The organism is Citrobacter sp. Cf088 (assembly GCF_030334295.1).
GTDB lineage: Bacteria > Pseudomonadota > Gammaproteobacteria > Enterobacterales > Enterobacteriaceae > Citrobacter > Citrobacter freundii.
On sequence record NZ_JAOWEE010000054.1, the window covers coordinates 38,366 to 53,759 of the forward strand.

14 protein-coding genes and 3 tRNA genes are annotated in these 15,394 nt (G+C 53.1%); 16 read left to right on the forward strand and 1 reads right to left on the reverse strand.

Annotated elements, in window-relative coordinates; genetic code table 11:
* The first annotated feature begins 26 nt into the window (after positions 1-26).
* From orn to OGV71_RS18705, 4 genes are all read left to right on the forward strand, one after another.
* A complete protein-coding gene (gene orn, locus OGV71_RS18690) occupies positions 27-572 on the forward strand; it encodes an oligoribonuclease (RefSeq protein ID WP_003839477.1) in 546 nt (181 codons plus the stop codon).
* 185 nt (positions 573-757) lie between these two features.
* Positions 758-833, forward strand: a tRNA-Gly gene (locus OGV71_RS18695).
* 36 nt (positions 834-869) lie between these two features.
* A tRNA-Gly gene (locus tag OGV71_RS18700) sits at positions 870-945 on the forward strand.
* Between the two features lie 155 nt (positions 946-1,100).
* A tRNA-Gly gene (locus OGV71_RS18705) sits at positions 1,101-1,176 on the forward strand.
* Between the two features lie 269 nt (positions 1,177-1,445).
* On the opposite strand, the gene queG is transcribed toward OGV71_RS18705, so the two are convergent.
* Complete coding sequence (gene queG / locus OGV71_RS18710) at positions 1,446-2,585, reverse strand: tRNA epoxyqueuosine(34) reductase QueG (RefSeq protein WP_204584220.1); 1,140 nt, start codon at positions 2,583-2,585, stop codon at positions 1,446-1,448.
* Between queG and nnr the strand changes: the two genes are divergently transcribed.
* The 12 genes from nnr to nsrR all read left to right on the forward strand — a co-directional run bounded on the left by nnr (position 2,584) and on the right by nsrR (position 15,256).
* Entirely contained in the window at positions 2,584-4,131 is a 1,548-nt protein-coding gene (gene nnr, locus OGV71_RS18715) for a bifunctional ADP-dependent NAD(P)H-hydrate dehydratase/NAD(P)H-hydrate epimerase (RefSeq protein ID WP_204584218.1), read from the forward strand. The two genes, queG and nnr, sit on opposite strands and share 2 nt — an antisense overlap.
* Entirely contained in the window at positions 4,103-4,564 is a 462-nt protein-coding gene (gene tsaE / locus OGV71_RS18720; protein WP_003025570.1) for a tRNA (adenosine(37)-N6)-threonylcarbamoyltransferase complex ATPase subunit type 1 TsaE, read from the forward strand. The genes nnr and tsaE overlap by 29 nt, the downstream gene beginning before the upstream one ends.
* A gap of 16 nt (positions 4,565-4,580) precedes the next feature.
* Complete coding sequence (gene amiB, locus OGV71_RS18725; protein ID WP_016149446.1) at positions 4,581-5,912, forward strand: N-acetylmuramoyl-L-alanine amidase AmiB; 1,332 nt, start codon at positions 4,581-4,583, stop codon at positions 5,910-5,912.
* Between the two features lie 9 nt (positions 5,913-5,921).
* Positions 5,922-7,793: a DNA mismatch repair endonuclease MutL gene (gene mutL, locus OGV71_RS18730; protein ID WP_008323056.1), complete on the forward strand. Its 1,872-nt coding sequence runs from the start codon at positions 5,922-5,924 to the stop codon at positions 7,791-7,793.
* Complete coding sequence (miaA, locus tag OGV71_RS18735) at positions 7,786-8,736, forward strand: tRNA (adenosine(37)-N6)-dimethylallyltransferase MiaA (RefSeq protein ID WP_003839486.1); 951 nt, start codon at positions 7,786-7,788, stop codon at positions 8,734-8,736. The genes mutL and miaA overlap by 8 nt, the downstream gene beginning before the upstream one ends.
* A gap of 84 nt (positions 8,737-8,820) precedes the next feature.
* Positions 8,821-9,129: an RNA chaperone Hfq gene (gene hfq, locus OGV71_RS18740; RefSeq protein WP_204584214.1), complete on the forward strand. Its 309-nt coding sequence runs from the start codon at positions 8,821-8,823 to the stop codon at positions 9,127-9,129.
* A 74-nt stretch (positions 9,130-9,203) separates the two neighbouring features.
* Positions 9,204-10,484 carry a ribosome rescue GTPase HflX gene (gene hflX / locus OGV71_RS18745; protein ID WP_003025589.1) on the forward strand — a complete coding sequence of 427 codons (1,281 nt, stop codon included), beginning with the start codon at positions 9,204-9,206 and terminating at the stop codon, positions 10,482-10,484.
* A 189-nt stretch (positions 10,485-10,673) separates the two neighbouring features.
* On the forward strand, positions 10,674-11,927 hold the full coding sequence (gene hflK / locus OGV71_RS18750) for an FtsH protease activity modulator HflK (protein ID WP_003025593.1): 1,254 nt from the start codon (positions 10,674-10,676) through the stop codon (positions 11,925-11,927).
* A 2-nt stretch (positions 11,928-11,929) separates the two neighbouring features.
* Complete coding sequence (gene hflC / locus OGV71_RS18755; protein WP_003025595.1) at positions 11,930-12,934, forward strand: protease modulator HflC; 1,005 nt, start codon at positions 11,930-11,932, stop codon at positions 12,932-12,934.
* Between the two features lie 81 nt (positions 12,935-13,015).
* Complete coding sequence (locus OGV71_RS18760; RefSeq protein WP_003025602.1) at positions 13,016-13,213, forward strand: DUF2065 domain-containing protein; 198 nt, start codon at positions 13,016-13,018, stop codon at positions 13,211-13,213.
* A gap of 102 nt (positions 13,214-13,315) precedes the next feature.
* Positions 13,316-14,614 carry an adenylosuccinate synthase gene (gene purA / locus OGV71_RS18765; protein WP_003025606.1) on the forward strand — a complete coding sequence of 433 codons (1,299 nt, stop codon included), beginning with the start codon at positions 13,316-13,318 and terminating at the stop codon, positions 14,612-14,614.
* Positions 14,615-14,830: 216 nt separating this feature from the next.
* Entirely contained in the window at positions 14,831-15,256 is a 426-nt protein-coding gene (gene nsrR / locus OGV71_RS18770; protein ID WP_003025609.1) for a nitric oxide-sensing transcriptional repressor NsrR, read from the forward strand.
* Positions 15,257-15,394 lie beyond the last annotated feature (138 nt).

Genomic DNA, 15,394 nt, shown 5'->3' on the forward strand with positions numbered 1-15,394 from the left:
TGTGACGCTGAAGGGTGGAAAATAGCATGAGTGCCAATGAAAACAACCTGATTTGGATCGATCTGGAGATGACAGGTCTGGATCCCGAGCGCGATCGCATTATTGAGATCGCCACGCTGGTTACGGATGCCAATCTGAATATTCTGGCAGAAGGACCGACAATTGCGGTGCACCAGTCCGACGAACAACTGGCATTAATGGATGACTGGAACGTACGTACGCACACCGGTAGCGGGCTGGTGGAACGCGTGAAGGCGAGCACCATGGGCGATCGTGAAGCAGAACTGGCCACGCTGGCTTTTTTGAAAGAGTGGGTTCCGGAAGGGAAATCACCTATCTGTGGCAACAGCATCGGCCAGGATCGTCGTTTCCTGTTTAAATACATGCCGGAGCTGGAGGCGTATTTCCATTATCGCTATCTTGACGTTAGTACGCTCAAAGAACTGGCGCGTCGTTGGAAGCCGGAGATCCTGGCTGGCTTCACCAAGCAGGGAACGCATCAGGCGATGGACGACATTCGTGAATCTGTTGCTGAGCTTGCTTACTATCGCGAACATTTTATTAAGCTTTGATTTTGTTCTCCGGTGGCTTGCGTCACCGGCTTTTTGACGCTAAATTGTTCAGCTTGATTGCAAAGTAATCACTTGAACGAATTTTCGAAAAAAACGTATTCAAGGGGGTTGCAGCTAAACGGATTTCTCGTATAATGCGCCTCCCGTAACGACGCAGAAATGCGAATTACGACAGCAACAAATTTGCGGGAATAGCTCAGTTGGTAGAGCACGACCTTGCCAAGGTCGGGGTCGCGAGTTCGAGTCTCGTTTCCCGCTCCAAAATTTGAAATGCTTGTAAAGCAAAGACACACCCAAGCGGGAATAGCTCAGTTGGTAGAGCACGACCTTGCCAAGGTCGGGGTCGCGAGTTCGAGTCTCGTTTCCCGCTCCAAAATTTGAAAGTGCTTATAAGCACAGACCACCAATCGCAGGATTTCGAATTGCGACAAGGCGGCAACCGAATGAGTCCTTAGGAGCTTACTGAAGTAAGTGACTCAGGCGAATGAAGGCAGCCAACGCAGTAGCGGTTCGAAAGACGAAGATTATGCGGGAATAGCTCAGTTGGTAGAGCACGACCTTGCCAAGGTCGGGGTCGCGAGTTCGAGTCTCGTTTCCCGCTCCAAATTCTTACCCCAATAAAAATATCCACAACGAATAATCGCGTTGGGGACGTTTTGTTTCGTCATTGACATACTCTTGTAAACAGACTTATCCACAGGTTCGGGTATTATTCCTGGAATGCAAAAAACTTCGCCGGGTAAATAGTATCATTTTAACTATTTGAAATTATTGGTTTAATTATCATTTCAAATTGTTAGTGCGATCACTTGACGATTTTTTCCCTCTTGAATATCAATGTGTTTTTATTTTTATACACAAGCTGTGGATGACTTAAGCGTCGCGCGGCAGACCCTTCTCAATGACCCTGACCAAACGTTGTTTCTTCGGTAGCTGCACCTCAACTACGCAGGCATTTCGCTTCTCGATTTGCTGAGCAACCGCCCAGTCTATATGTTCGTCGAGAAGTGGGTGCTCACCTCTGCGACTTTCCAGCGCGTGAATAACTGCGTTATCCCAGGGGGCATTACCCAACGCAACGGCGATATTTCGCAGCCAGCGCAGGTGGCCAATACGACGAATGGCAGACCCCTCCGTGACTTTTAAAAACCACGCTTCGCTCCAGCTAAACAGCTCTATTAACTCCGGAGCATGAAGCTGCTTGCGCGGGTTGAAGTCATCCTCTGTCGTCAACTGTGAATAGCGGTTCCACGGGCAAATGAGCTGGCAATCATCGCAGCCGTAAATTCGATTCCCCAACAATGGACGAAACTCTTCCGGGATCGGGCCTTCCAGTTCGATAGTGAGATAAGAGATACAGCGGCGCGCATCTACGGTGTAGGGTTCAACGATGGCCCCGGTGGGACAGATGGTCATGCAGGCGACGCATTTCCCGCATCCTTCTTCTGCTGGTTGGTCGACCGGTAAGGGTAAATCGATCAGTAATTCCCCGAGGAAGAAAAATGAACCGGCTTCGCGATTGAGGATTAGTGAGTGCTTACCTGTCCAGCCAAGCCCGGCTTTTTCAGCCAAAGGACGCTCAAGAATGGGCGCAGAATCGACAAAAGGTCTAAAATTCAGCGAAGCGCAGTGCTGTTGAATCATCTCTCCCAGCTTTTTTAAGCGGTTACGTAGCAGCTTATGGTAGTCGCGGCCAAGCGCGTAACGGCTGACGTAACCCAGAGAAGGGTTCTTCAACGTGCTGGCAAAGGCCGCTTTGGCAGGAAGATAGTTCATACTTACGCTGATGACACGTAGCGTACCGGGCAATAATTCGTGGGGGCGGGCGCGCATCATGCCGTGACGGGCCATCCAGTCCATCTCGCCGTGGTATTGTTTATCCAGCCAGGCCTGCAGTTTGGGCTCTGCTTCGCTGAGGTCGGTATCGGCAATACCGACTTGCTGAAAGCCAAGCTCCAGCCCCCACTGCTTAATATTTTGCGCTAACTGATTGAGATCGAGGGGCTCTGACATGACGGACCATACAATGAAGAAAAACCCCGCAAGTATACCACACTCCATCTGGCACGCCGATGACATCAGGCGTATGGAGCGAGAGGCGGCAGACAGTTTAGGGCTGACGTTGTATGAGCTGATGCAGCGGGCGGGAGATGCGGCGTTTCAGGTCACCCGCGAGGCCTATCCGAACGCCCAACACTGGCTGGTGCTATGTGGTCACGGCAACAACGGCGGTGATGGTTACGTGGTGGCAAGACTTGCCAAAGCGCAGGGTTTTAATGTTACGTTGCTGGCGCACGAGGGTGATAAACCGCTCCCCGAGGAAGCGCAGCAGGCGCACGACGCTTGGCTTAACGCCGGTGGCGTTATTCATGCTGCTGATATTAACTGGCCAGACAGCGTGGACGTCATTATCGACGCGCTGTCAGGTACTGGCTTAAAAAACGCGCCGCGTGAACCTCTCCCGGCGTTGATCGAACGTGCCAATAGCCACCCAGCCCCTACAATTGCAATCGACATTCCCTCCGGCCTGCTGGCGCAGACGGGGGCGACGCCGGGGGCAGTCATCAACGCTGCGCATACCGTTACCTTTATTGCGCTCAAGCCAGGTCTGCTCACCGGTAAAGCACGCGATGTCACCGGACGTCTGCATGTTAATGCTCTTGGGCTGGACGACTGGCTGGCGGGGCAGAACGCGCCGCTGCAACGTTTTGATGCTCAACAGCTTGCGCACTGGCTAACGCCGCGTCTGCCCACCTCACACAAAGGCTCCCACGGTCGGCTGGTGATTATCGGTGGCGACCACGGCACGGCAGGTGCAATACGTATGGCCGGTGAAGCGGCGTTGCGTGCGGGAGCCGGGCTGGTCAAAGTATTGACGCGCAGTGAGAACATTGCGCCTGTTTTGACTGCCAGACCAGAACTGATGGTCGATGCGCTGACGCCGCAGACTCTGGAAGAGAGCCTGGCATGGGCGGATGTTGTGGTGATAGGACCTGGTCTTGGTCAGCAGGAGTGGGGCAAAAAAGCGCTGCAAAAAGTGGAGAATTTTCGCAAACCGATGCTCTGGGATGCGGATGCGCTGAACCTGCTGGCAATCAACCCCGATAAACGTCACAATCGCGTGATCACGCCGCATCCAGGTGAAGCCGCGCGACTGCTGGGCTGTTCCATTGCAGAAATTGAAGACGATCGCTTACTTTGTGCGCAACGTCTGGTAAAACGGTACGGAGGCGTGGTAGTGCTGAAAGGCGCGGGTACGGTTGTTGCTGCTGAACAGGCTGAGTTAGGTATTATTGATACCGGCAATGCAGGGATGGCCAGCGGCGGAATGGGAGATGTGCTTTCCGGTATTATTGGCGCATTGCTCGGACAGAAGCTTACCCCGTATGATGCAGCATGTGCGGGATGTGTTGCGCACGGAGCGGCGGCGGATGTGCTGGCGGCGCGTTTTGGTACGCGCGGCATGCTGGCGACAGATCTCTTTACCACGCTACAGCGTATTGTTAACCCTGATGTGATTGACGTTTATCATGATGAATCGAGTAATTCCACTACCTGATGAGCAGGCAACTTTAGACCTGGGACTGCGGGTAGCCAAAGCCTGTGACGGCGCGACGGTTATATATTTGTACGGCGACCTGGGGGCGGGTAAAACCACTTTCAGCCGGGGATTTCTGCAAGCGTTAGGTCATAAAGGTAATGTAAAAAGCCCCACCTACACGCTGGTTGAACCCTATTCACTCGATAACTTGATGGTTTATCACTTCGATTTATACCGACTTGCGGACCCGGAGGAGCTGGAATTTATGGGGATCCGCGATTATTTTGCCAATGATGCCATCTGCCTGGTGGAATGGCCGCAACAAGGTAAAGGTGTACTGCCAGACCCGGACGTCGAAATACACATTGAATATCAGGCGCAAGGTCGGGAGGCGCGCGTAAGCGCAGTTTCCTCATCGGGTGAATTATTGCTGGCGCGTTTAGCCGAATAACCTTAAGGGTGGCGGGATGATTTATCGCATCAGAAACTGGCTGATGGCAACCCTGGTCCTGCTGTGCGCGCAGGCAGGGGCCGCCAGCCTCTCCGATCTTCAGGTTTCCAATGGCAATCAACAGGCGCGGATTACGCTGAGCTTTATTGGCGAGCCTGAATACGCCGTGAGCCAGGACGGGAAACGCACCGTCGCGCTGGATATAAAACAAACCGGAGTGATTCAGGGATTACCGCTGCTGTTTAGCGGCAATAATCTGGTGAAATCTATCCGCTCCGGCACGCCAAAAGATGCGCAGTCCTTGCGTCTGGTGGTGGATTTAACCGAGAACGGCAAGGCCGAAGCCGTTAAACGACAGAACGGCGGCAATTATACAGTTGTGTTTACCATCAAAGCTGATGCGCCACCGCCACCGCCTCCACCTCCAGTGGTTGTTAAGCGTGTTGAAACGCCGGTTGTCGCCCCTCGTCCTGCCGAGCCTGCGCGTAACCCGTTTAAAGCAGAGAACGATCGCACCACGATGGTGACCAACAGTAATACCTCCACACGACCTGCGGCGCGCGCCAGCACCGGCAGCGGTGAAAAAGTGGTTATTGCCATTGATGCCGGACACGGCGGGCAGGATCCGGGGGCGATTGGCCCTGGAGGCACGCGTGAGAAAAACGTCACGATTGCCGTGGCGCGTAAACTGCGCAGCTTGCTCAATGATGACCCAATGTTTAAAGGCGTACTCACCCGTGATGGCGATTACTTTATCTCGGTGATGGGGCGTTCAGACGTCGCACGTAAACAAAATGCCAATTTCCTGGTTTCTATTCACGCGGATGCCGCGCCAAACCGTGATGCCACAGGTGCTTCCGTTTGGGTGCTGTCGAACCGTCGGGCGAACAGTGAGATGGCCGGCTGGCTGGAACAGCACGAAAAACAATCGGAGCTGTTGGGCGGCGCGGGCGATGTGCTGGCAAACAGCCAGTCCGATCCTTATCTCAGCCAGGCCGTACTGGATCTGCAGTTCGGTCATTCGCAGCGCGTCGGGTATGATGTGGCGACCAGCATGATCGGCCAGTTAGAACGTATTGGTTCGATGCATAAGCGCCGTCCGGAACACGCCAGTCTTGGCGTACTGCGTTCTCCTGATATCCCGTCTGTGCTGGTTGAAACCGGCTTTATCAGTAACAACAGCGAAGAACGTCTGTTGGCGAGCGATGATTACCAGCAGCAACTGGCTGAGGCGATATACAAAGGATTGCGTAACTATTTCCAGGCGCACCCGATGCAAACCGGACCGCAGGGCGCGCCGGCGCAAACCGCCAGCGCCATATCGCCGGGTAACACGTTAACAAATTAAGGATTAGCCATGCCGATTCAGGTTCTACCGCCACAGCTGGCGAACCAGATTGCCGCAGGCGAGGTGGTAGAACGGCCTGCGTCAGTGGTGAAAGAGCTGGTGGAAAACAGCATCGATGCCGGTGCGACGCGCATTGATATCGATATTGAGCGCGGCGGCGCGAAGCTTATCCGTATTCGTGACAACGGCTGCGGGATTAAAAAAGACGAGCTGGCGCTGGCGCTGGCGCGTCATGCCACCAGTAAAATAGCCTCGCTTGACGATCTTGAGGCCATCGTGAGCCTCGGATTTCGTGGCGAAGCGCTGGCAAGTATCAGCTCCGTGTCTCGTTTAACCCTGACATCGCGCACACAAGAGCAGCCTGAGGCCTGGCAAGCCTATGCTGAAGGGCGCGACATGGATGTGACGGTAAAACCTGCTGCGCATCCAGTGGGAACCACACTGGAGGTGTTAGATCTGTTCTACAACACCCCGGCGCGGCGCAAATTTATGCGCACCGAGAAAACTGAATTTAATCATATCGACGAGATTATTCGCCGCATTGCGCTGGCGCGTTTTGATGTGACGATTAATTTGTCTCACAACGGCAAAGTGGTGCGTCAGTACCGGGCAGTGGCCGTGGATGGGCAGAAAGAGCGCCGGCTGGGCGCGATTTGCGGCACGCCGTTTCTGGAGCATGCGCTGGCGATTGAATGGCAGCATGGTGATTTGACGCTGCGCGGCTGGGTGGCCGATCCTAACCACACAACGGCAGCACTGGCAGAAATCCAGTACTGTTATGTGAATGGTCGGATGATGCGAGATCGGCTGATCAACCACGCTATCCGCCAGGCCTGTGAAGATAAGCTGGGAGCCGATCAACAACCCGCTTTTGTGCTGTATCTGGAAATCGATCCGCATCAAGTGGATGTCAACGTACACCCAGCTAAACATGAGGTCCGTTTCCATCAATCCCGCCTGGTGCACGATTTTATTTACCAGGGCGTGTTGAGCGTCCTGCAACAGCAGCTTGAAACGCCGCTGCCGTTGGCTGATGAGGACGAACCTGCTCCAAGGCACATCCCGGAAAACCGTGTTGCTGCCGGACGTAACCATTTTGCCGAGCCGGCCCCCGCGCGTGAACCTGCAACACCGCGGTACTCAGCATCCGCTGGCGCTGGAAACGGCAGTAGTGGCGCAGGCCGTCAGGCGGGGGCCAGTTGGCCTCATGCCCAACCCGGATATCAAAAGCAGCAGGGCGAAATTTATCAGAAACTGATGCAGACGCCGGCTCCAACGCGTAAAACGCCGGTCTCTGAAACATCATCGGCACCTCTGAGTGGCAGCAGTCAGGGCTTTGGCCGGGTGCTAACGATTGTCGGTGCAGACTGTGCGTTACTCGAGTGCGATGGCCATATTCGGTTGCTGGCATTACCGGTGGCTGAGCGTTGGCTGCGTCAGGCGCAATTAACGCCGGACCAGGGGACCGTTTGCGCCCAGCCGTTGCTGATCCCTTTACGGTTAAAAGTCAACGCCGATGAAAAAGCGGCGCTGCAAAAAGGACAGAGCCAACTGGCTGAGCTGGGCATTGAATTTCAACTGGATGCGCAGCATGTGACCATCCGGGCGGTGCCTTTACCCTTACGCCAACAAAATTTACAAATCTTGATTCCTGAACTGATAGGCTACCTGGCGCAGCAATCCGTATTCGAGCCGGGCAATATTGCGCAGTGGATCGCACGTAACCTGATTAGCGAGCATCCACAGTGGAGTATGGCACAGGCGATTACGCTGTTAGCGGATGTTGAGCGGCTCTGCCCACAACTCGTGAAGGCACCGCCGGGTGGTCTGTTACAACCTGTTGATTTACATTCGGTAATGAATGCCCTGAAACATGAGTGATACCCGTAAGGCGAGCCTGCCAAAGGCGATTTTTTTGATGGGGCCAACGGCCTCCGGTAAAACGGCACTCGCAATTGAATTGCGTAAAGTTTTGCCCATAGAGTTGATAAGCGTTGATTCCGCCCTTATTTACAAGGGGATGGATATCGGTACAGCCAAGCCCGATGCAGATGAATTACAGGCCGCGCCGCACCGATTACTGGATATTCGCGATCCGTCGCAAGCGTACTCCGCTGCGGATTTTCGTCGCGATGCGTTAGCCGAGATGGCCGACATCACCGCCGCGGGGCGTATCCCGTTGCTGGTGGGCGGCACAATGTTATATTTCAAAGCCTTGCTTGAAGGGCTGTCGCCGTTACCGTCGGCGGACCCGGAAGTCAGGGCCAGAATTGAGCAGCAGGCGGCAGAGCAGGGTTGGGACGCGTTACACCGACAGCTTCAGGACATCGATCCGGTGGCTGCGGCGCGTATTCATCCAAATGATCCGCAAAGACTTTCCCGGGCACTGGAAGTTTTTTTCATTTCGGGTAAAACTTTAACGGAGCTGACGCAAACGTCAGGAGATGCTTTGCCGTATCAGGTGCATCAGTTTGCAATCGCCCCGGCGAGCCGTGAACTGCTCCATCAGCGAATTGAGCAGCGTTTTCATCAGATGTTAGCTTCAGGTTTTGAAGCAGAAGTCCGGGCGCTTTTTGCCCGTGGAGATTTGCATACGGATTTGCCTTCCATTCGTTGTGTAGGGTATCGCCAGATGTGGTCATACATTGAAGGTGAAATTTCATACGATGAAATGGTTTATAGAGGTGTTTGCGCCACGAGGCAGTTGGCGAAGCGACAGGTAACCTGGTTGCGTGGTTGGGAAGGGGTGCACTGGCTTGACAGTGAAAAGCCTGACCAGGCGCGAAACGAAGTATTACAGGTTGTTGGTGCTATCGCGAACTGAATGTGTACAATTGAAACGTATCGTGCGCAATTTTTCAGAATCGAAAGGTTCAAAGTACAAATAAGCATATAAGGAAAAGAGAGAATGGCTAAGGGGCAATCTTTACAAGATCCGTTCCTGAACGCACTGCGTCGGGAACGTGTTCCAGTTTCTATTTATTTGGTGAATGGTATTAAGCTGCAAGGTCAAATCGAGTCTTTTGATCAGTTCGTGATCCTGTTGAAAAACACGGTCAGCCAGATGGTTTATAAGCACGCGATTTCTACTGTTGTCCCGTCTCGTCCGGTTTCTCATCACAGCAATAATGCCACCGGCGGCGCTGGCAGCAACTACCATCACGGTAGCAACGCGCAAGGTTCATCTGCGCAACAGGACAGCGAAGAAACCGAATAAGGTTATTAGCTGTTTTACATACGGGGAGCCAGCGATCCTGCGTTCCCCGTTGATTTATATTAAGGGGTTGACGCTTGTTTGACCGTTATGATGCCGGTGAGCAGGCGGTACTGGTACACATCTATTTTTCGCAAGACAAAGATATGGAAGACCTCCAGGAGTTTGAATCTCTGGTTTCTTCCGCCGGTGTCGAAGCAATGCAGGTGATTACCGGGAGCCGTAAAGCACCGCACCCGAAGTATTTTGTTGGTGAAGGTAAGGCAATCGAAATTGCCGAAGCCGTAAAAGCGACTGGCGCTGCGGTGGTGATTTTTGATCATGCTCTGAGCCCCGCCCAGGAACGTAACCTGGAACAGTTGTGCCAGTGTCTTGTAATCGACAGGACCGGTCTTATTTTAGATATTTTTGCCCAGCGTGCACGCACCCATGAGGGTAAGTTGCAGGTTGAGCTGGCGCAGTTGCGCCATATGGCTACGCGTCTGGTCCGTGGCTGGACCCACCTTGAAAGGCAAAAGGGCGGGATTGGTTTGCGTGGTCCGGGTGAAACCCAGCTCGAAACCGACCGTCGTTTGCTGCGTAATCGCATTTTGCAAATACAGTCGCGCCTGGAAAAAGTTGAAAAGCAACGTGAGCAGGGGCGGCAGTCGCGCAAGAAAGCGGATGTCCCAACCGTATCACTGGTGGGATATACCAACGCCGGAAAATCCACCCTGTTCAACCAGATCACCGAAGCCCGGGTTTATGCAGCGGACCAGCTGTTTGCGACCCTGGACCCAACGCTGCGCCGCATAGACGTGGCGGACGTGGGTGAGACCGTGCTGGCGGATACCGTAGGGTTTATCCGCCATTTGCCGCACGACCTGGTGGCGGCATTTAAAGCCACCTTGCAGGAAACACGTCAGGCGACATTGCTGCTGCACGTTATTGATGCTGCAGATTTTCGTGTGCAGGAAAACATCGAGGCCGTCGACACGGTGCTCGAAGAGATCGATGCACATGAGATCCCGACCCTGCTGGTGATGAATAAAATCGATATGTTGGATGACTTTGAGCCGCGTATCGATAGAGATGAAGAGAATAAACCCATTCGCGTTTGGGTATCAGCGCAAACGGGGATTGGTATACCACAACTTTTTCAGGCTTTGACTGAGCGACTTTCCGGTGAGGTGGCGCAGCATACGTTGCGTTTGCCGCCGCAGGAAGGGCGTTTGAGAAGCCGGTTTTATCAACTTCAGGCAATAGAAAAAGAGTGGATGGAGGAAGACGGCAGCGTAGGTCTGCAGGTTCGTATGCCGATCGTAGACTGGCGTCGCCTCTGTAAACAAGAACCGGCACTGGAAGACTATGTTGTCTGATCTGACGGATATGGCCTGAAGATTTTTTCGCCTCTATACCTTGTGGATTTTGTGCGGCAGGAAGGCGGCAAGTCCTGAAATCTCCAGGAGCATAGTCAACTATGTGACTGGAGTTGAGGGACGCAGCCAACGCATCGGCAGCGCAAAAGACGCAGGTATAGCATCGCATAACAAATATGGAGCACAAAAATGGCGTGGAATCAGCCCGGTAATAACGGACAAGACCGCGACCCCTGGGGAAGCAGCAAACCTGGCGGCAACCCTGAGGGAAATGGAAACAAAGGTGGTCGCGAGCAGGGACCTCCCGATCTGGACGATATCTTCCGCAAACTGAGTAAAAAGCTCGGTGGTCTGGGTGGCGGTAAAGGTACTGGTTCTGGCGGCGGTAGTTCATCGCAAGGCCCGCGTCCGCAACTGGGCGGGCGAGTCTTTACTATCGCAGCGGCCGCCATCGTCATTATCTGGGCGGCTAGCGGTTTCTATACCATTAAAGAAGCGGAACGTGGCGTGGTGACACGCTTCGGTAAATTCAGCCATTTGGTTGAACCGGGTCTGAACTGGAAACCGACCTTTATCGATGAGGTGACACCGGTCAACGTTGAAGCCGTGCGTGAACTTGCCGCATCCGGCGTTATGCTGACCTCTGACGAAAACGTCGTGCGCGTCGAAATGAACGTACAGTACCGCGTGACCGATCCGCAGCGTTACCTGTTTAGCGTAACCAGTGCGGATGACAGTCTGCGTCAGGCAACTGACAGCGCCCTGCGTGGGGTTATCGGTAAATACACCATGGACCGTATCCTGACCGAAGGGCGTACCGTTATTCGTAGCGATACCCAGCGGGAACTGGAAGAAACAATCCGTCCGTACAACATGGGTATCACCTTGCTGGACGTCAACTTCCAGGCAGCACGTCCGCCGGAAGAAGTAAAAGCCGCGTTTGACGATGCTATCGCAGCACGTGAAAACGAACAGCAGTACATTCGTGAAGCAGAAGCGTACACCAACGAAGTTCAGCCGCGTGCAAACGGTCAGGCTCAGCGTATTCTGGAAGAAGCGCGTGCGTATAAGACTCAGACCATCCTGGAAGCACAGGGTGAAGTGGCTCGCTTCGCAAAAATTCTGCCGGAATATAAAGCCGCACCGCAAATTACCCGCGAGCGTCTGTATATCGAAACCATGGAAAAAGTGCTGAGCAATACCCGCAAAGTCCTGGTTAACGATAAAGGCAGCAATCTGATGGTTCTGCCGCTGGATCAAATGCTGAAAGGTGGTAGTGCGCCAGCAGCAAAGACTGACAGCAGTTCAAACCTGTTGCGTCTGCCGCCAGCAACGACTTCCAGCACTGGAGCAAGCAATACATCGTCCACCAGTCAGGGCGATATTATGGACCAACGCCGCGCGAATGCGCAGCGTAACGACTACCAGCGTCAGGGGGAATAACGATGCGTAAGTCAGTTATTGCGATTATCATCATCGTTCTGGTAGTTCTGTTCATGTCTGTCTTTGTGGTCAAAGAAGGCGAGCGCGGCATTACTCTGCGCTTTGGTAAAGTTCTGCGTGACGATGAAAACAAGCCGCTGGTCGTTGCACCAGGCCTGCACTTCAAGATTCCGTTTATTGAATCTGTGAAGATGCTCGATGCGCGTATTCAGACCATGGACAACCAGGCCGATCGCTTTGTTACCAAAGAGAAGAAAGACCTGATTGTTGACTCCTACATCAAGTGGCGCATCAGTGACTTTAGCCGTTACTACCTGGCAACGGGCGGTGGCGATGTTTCTCAGGCGGAAGTCCTGCTGAAACGTAAGTTCTCTGACCGTCTGCGTTCTGAAATTGGTCGTCTGGACGTGAAGGACATCGTTACCGATTCCCGCGGTCGTCTGACCCTGGAAGTTCGTGACGCGCTGAACTCCGGTTCTGCTGGCACGGAAGATGAAGTGGCGACTCCGGCAGCAGATAGCGCGATTGCCGAAGCGGCTGAACGTGTTCAGGCTGAAACGAACGGTAAAGTACCGGTCATCAACCCGAACAGTATGGCGGCATTGGGCATCGAAGTGGTTGACGTGCGTATTAAGCAAATCAACCTGCCTGCTGAAGTGTCCGAGGCTATCTACAACCGTATGCGCGCTGAGCGTGAAGCGGTAGCGCGTCGCCATCGTTCACAAGGCCAGGAAGAGGCGGAAAAACTGCGTGCAACGGCGGACTATGAAGTCACTAAAACGCTGGCAGAATCTGAGCGTCAGGGCCGTATCATGCGCGGTGAAGGCGATGCAGAAGCCGCTAAGCTGTTTGCCGATGCGTTTAGTCAGGATCCAGACTTCTACGCCTTCATCCGTAGCCTGCGTGCTTACGAGAAGAGCTTCGAAGGCAACCAGGACGTGATGGTCATGAGTCCGGACAGCGATTTCTTCCGCTACATGAAGACACCGAGTTCCGCGACACGCTAATCGCGTTCCAGCGGTTTAAAGCAGCAAAACCACCGGCATCCCCAGGGATGCGGTGGTTTTCTTTTTATATAAGGGCGATGGATGAATTCAACAATTTTGCTGGCGCTCGCGCTGGTTTTGGTGCTGGAAGGGCTGGGTCCGATGCTTTATCCCAGCGCATGGAAGAAAATGATCTCTGCAATGGCGCAACTTCCCGAAAATATTTTGCGTCGTTTTGGTGGAGGTCTTGTGGTTGCGGGCGTTGTGGTCTACTACATGTTGAGGAAAACGATTGGCTGATTAATAAGTAGACTAATTTGCGGATTTTCGCATGCAAAAAGTGCTGTATATCTGAAAAAGCGGTGGTAGAATCCATTTTTAAGCAAACGGTGATTTTGAAAAATGGGTAACAACGTCGTCGTACTGGGCACCCAATGGGGTGACGAAGGTAAAGGGAAGATCGTCGATCTTCTGACTGAACGGGCTAAATATGTTGTGCGCTACCAGGGTGGTCACAACGCAGGCCATACTCTCGTAATCAACGGTGAAAAAACCGTCCTCCATCTTATTCCATCAGGTATTCTTCGCGAGAATGTCATCAGCATCATCGGTAACGGTGTTGTTCTGTCTCCGTCCGCGCTGATGAAAGAAATGAAAGGACTGGAAGATCGTGGTATCCCGGTTCGCGAGCGCCTGCTGCTGTCTGAAGCTTGTCCGCTGATCCTTGATTATCACGTTGCGTTGGATAACGCTCGTGAGAAAGCGCGTGGCGAGAAAGCGATCGGTACTACCGGTCGTGGTATCGGTCCGGCTTATGAAGACAAAGTAGCTCGTCGCGGTCTGCGTGTTGGCGATCTGTTTGATAAAGCAACCTTCGCTGAAAAACTGAAAGAAGTGATGGAATATCACAACTTCCAGCTGGTGAATTTCTATAAAGTTGAAGCAGTTGACTACCAGAAAGTGCTGGATGATGTGATGGCTATCGCCGACATCCTGACCTCGATGGTTGTTGATGTTTCCGATCTGCTGGACCAGGCGCGTAAGCGTGGCGATTTCGTCATGTTTGAAGGTGCGCAGGGTACGCTGCTGGATATCGACCACGGTACCTATCCGTACGTAACGTCCTCCAACACCACCGCAGGTGGCGTGGCAACCGGCTCCGGCCTGGGCCCACGTTATGTGGACTACGTTCTGGGTATCATCAAAGCTTACTCTACTCGTGTAGGTGCGGGTCCGTTCCCGACTGAACTGTTTGATGACGTTGGCGAGTTCCTGTGCAAACAAGGTAACGAGTATGGCGCGACCACCGGTCGTCGTCGTCGTACCGGCTGGCTGGACTCCGTTGCTGTACGCCGTGCAGTACAGATTAACTCCCTGTCTGGCTTCTGCCTGACCAAACTGGACGTACTGGACGGTTTGAAAGAGGTGAAAATCTGTGTCGCTTACCGTATGCCGGATGGCCGTGAAGTAACGACTACTCCGCTGGCAGCAGACGACTGGAAAGGTATCGAGCCGATTTACGAAACCATGCCGGGCTGGTCTGAATCTACCTTCGGCGTGAAGGAACGTAGCGGTCTGCCGCAGGCTGCACTGAACTACATCAAGCGTATTGAAGAACTGACCGGTGTGCCGATTGATATTATCTCAACTGGCCCAGACCGTACTGAAACCATGATCCTGCGCGACCCGTTCGACGCATAATTCTGGTTATAGCGTGGCGTCGAATGGCGCTGCGCTTGCAATATCTCAAGCCGGATAAGGTGCTTTGCATCAGAATCCGGCTTAAAATCACGTAAGTTCCTCGCTTTTTTCCTTCCCGAACTGAAATAAATTAGCGACCTGGCTGGTGGCTGGTTTATCATCAATATAATTAATACCACCAGGTTTATCCGTTTTATCCCTTTTCCTGAGGTTGATGTGCAGTTAACAAGTTTCACCGATTACGGATTACGTGCGCTAATCTACATGGCGTCACTTCCCGAAGGACGTATGACCAGTATTTCTGAGGTGACAGAAGTCTACGGCGTGTCCCGTAATCATATGGTCAAAATAATCAATCAACTTAGCCGGGCGGGCTTTGTTACTGCTATTCGAGGAAAAAATGGCGGTATCCGCTTGGGTAAACCCGCTAAGGATATTGGTATTGGTGATGTGGTTCGCGAGCTGGAACCCTTATCGTTGGTCAACTGTAGCAGCGAGTTTTGCCACATTACCCCGGCCTGTCGACTCAAACAGGCGCTTTCTAAGGCAGTGCAAAGTTTTCTCACGGAGCTGGACAACTACACACTTGCTGATTTGGTTGAAGAGAATCAACCGCTTTATAAATTATTGCTGGTGGAGTAATGAAGTCCAAAGTACTTCGCGTCGCATCGCGGCGGCAACTGAGCGAGTCGCCAGGAGCTTACAAAAGTAAGTGACAGGTGGGAGCAAAGGCAGCCAACAAAGAGGCGTCGTGAAAGACGAAGGAATTCCATCAGAGCT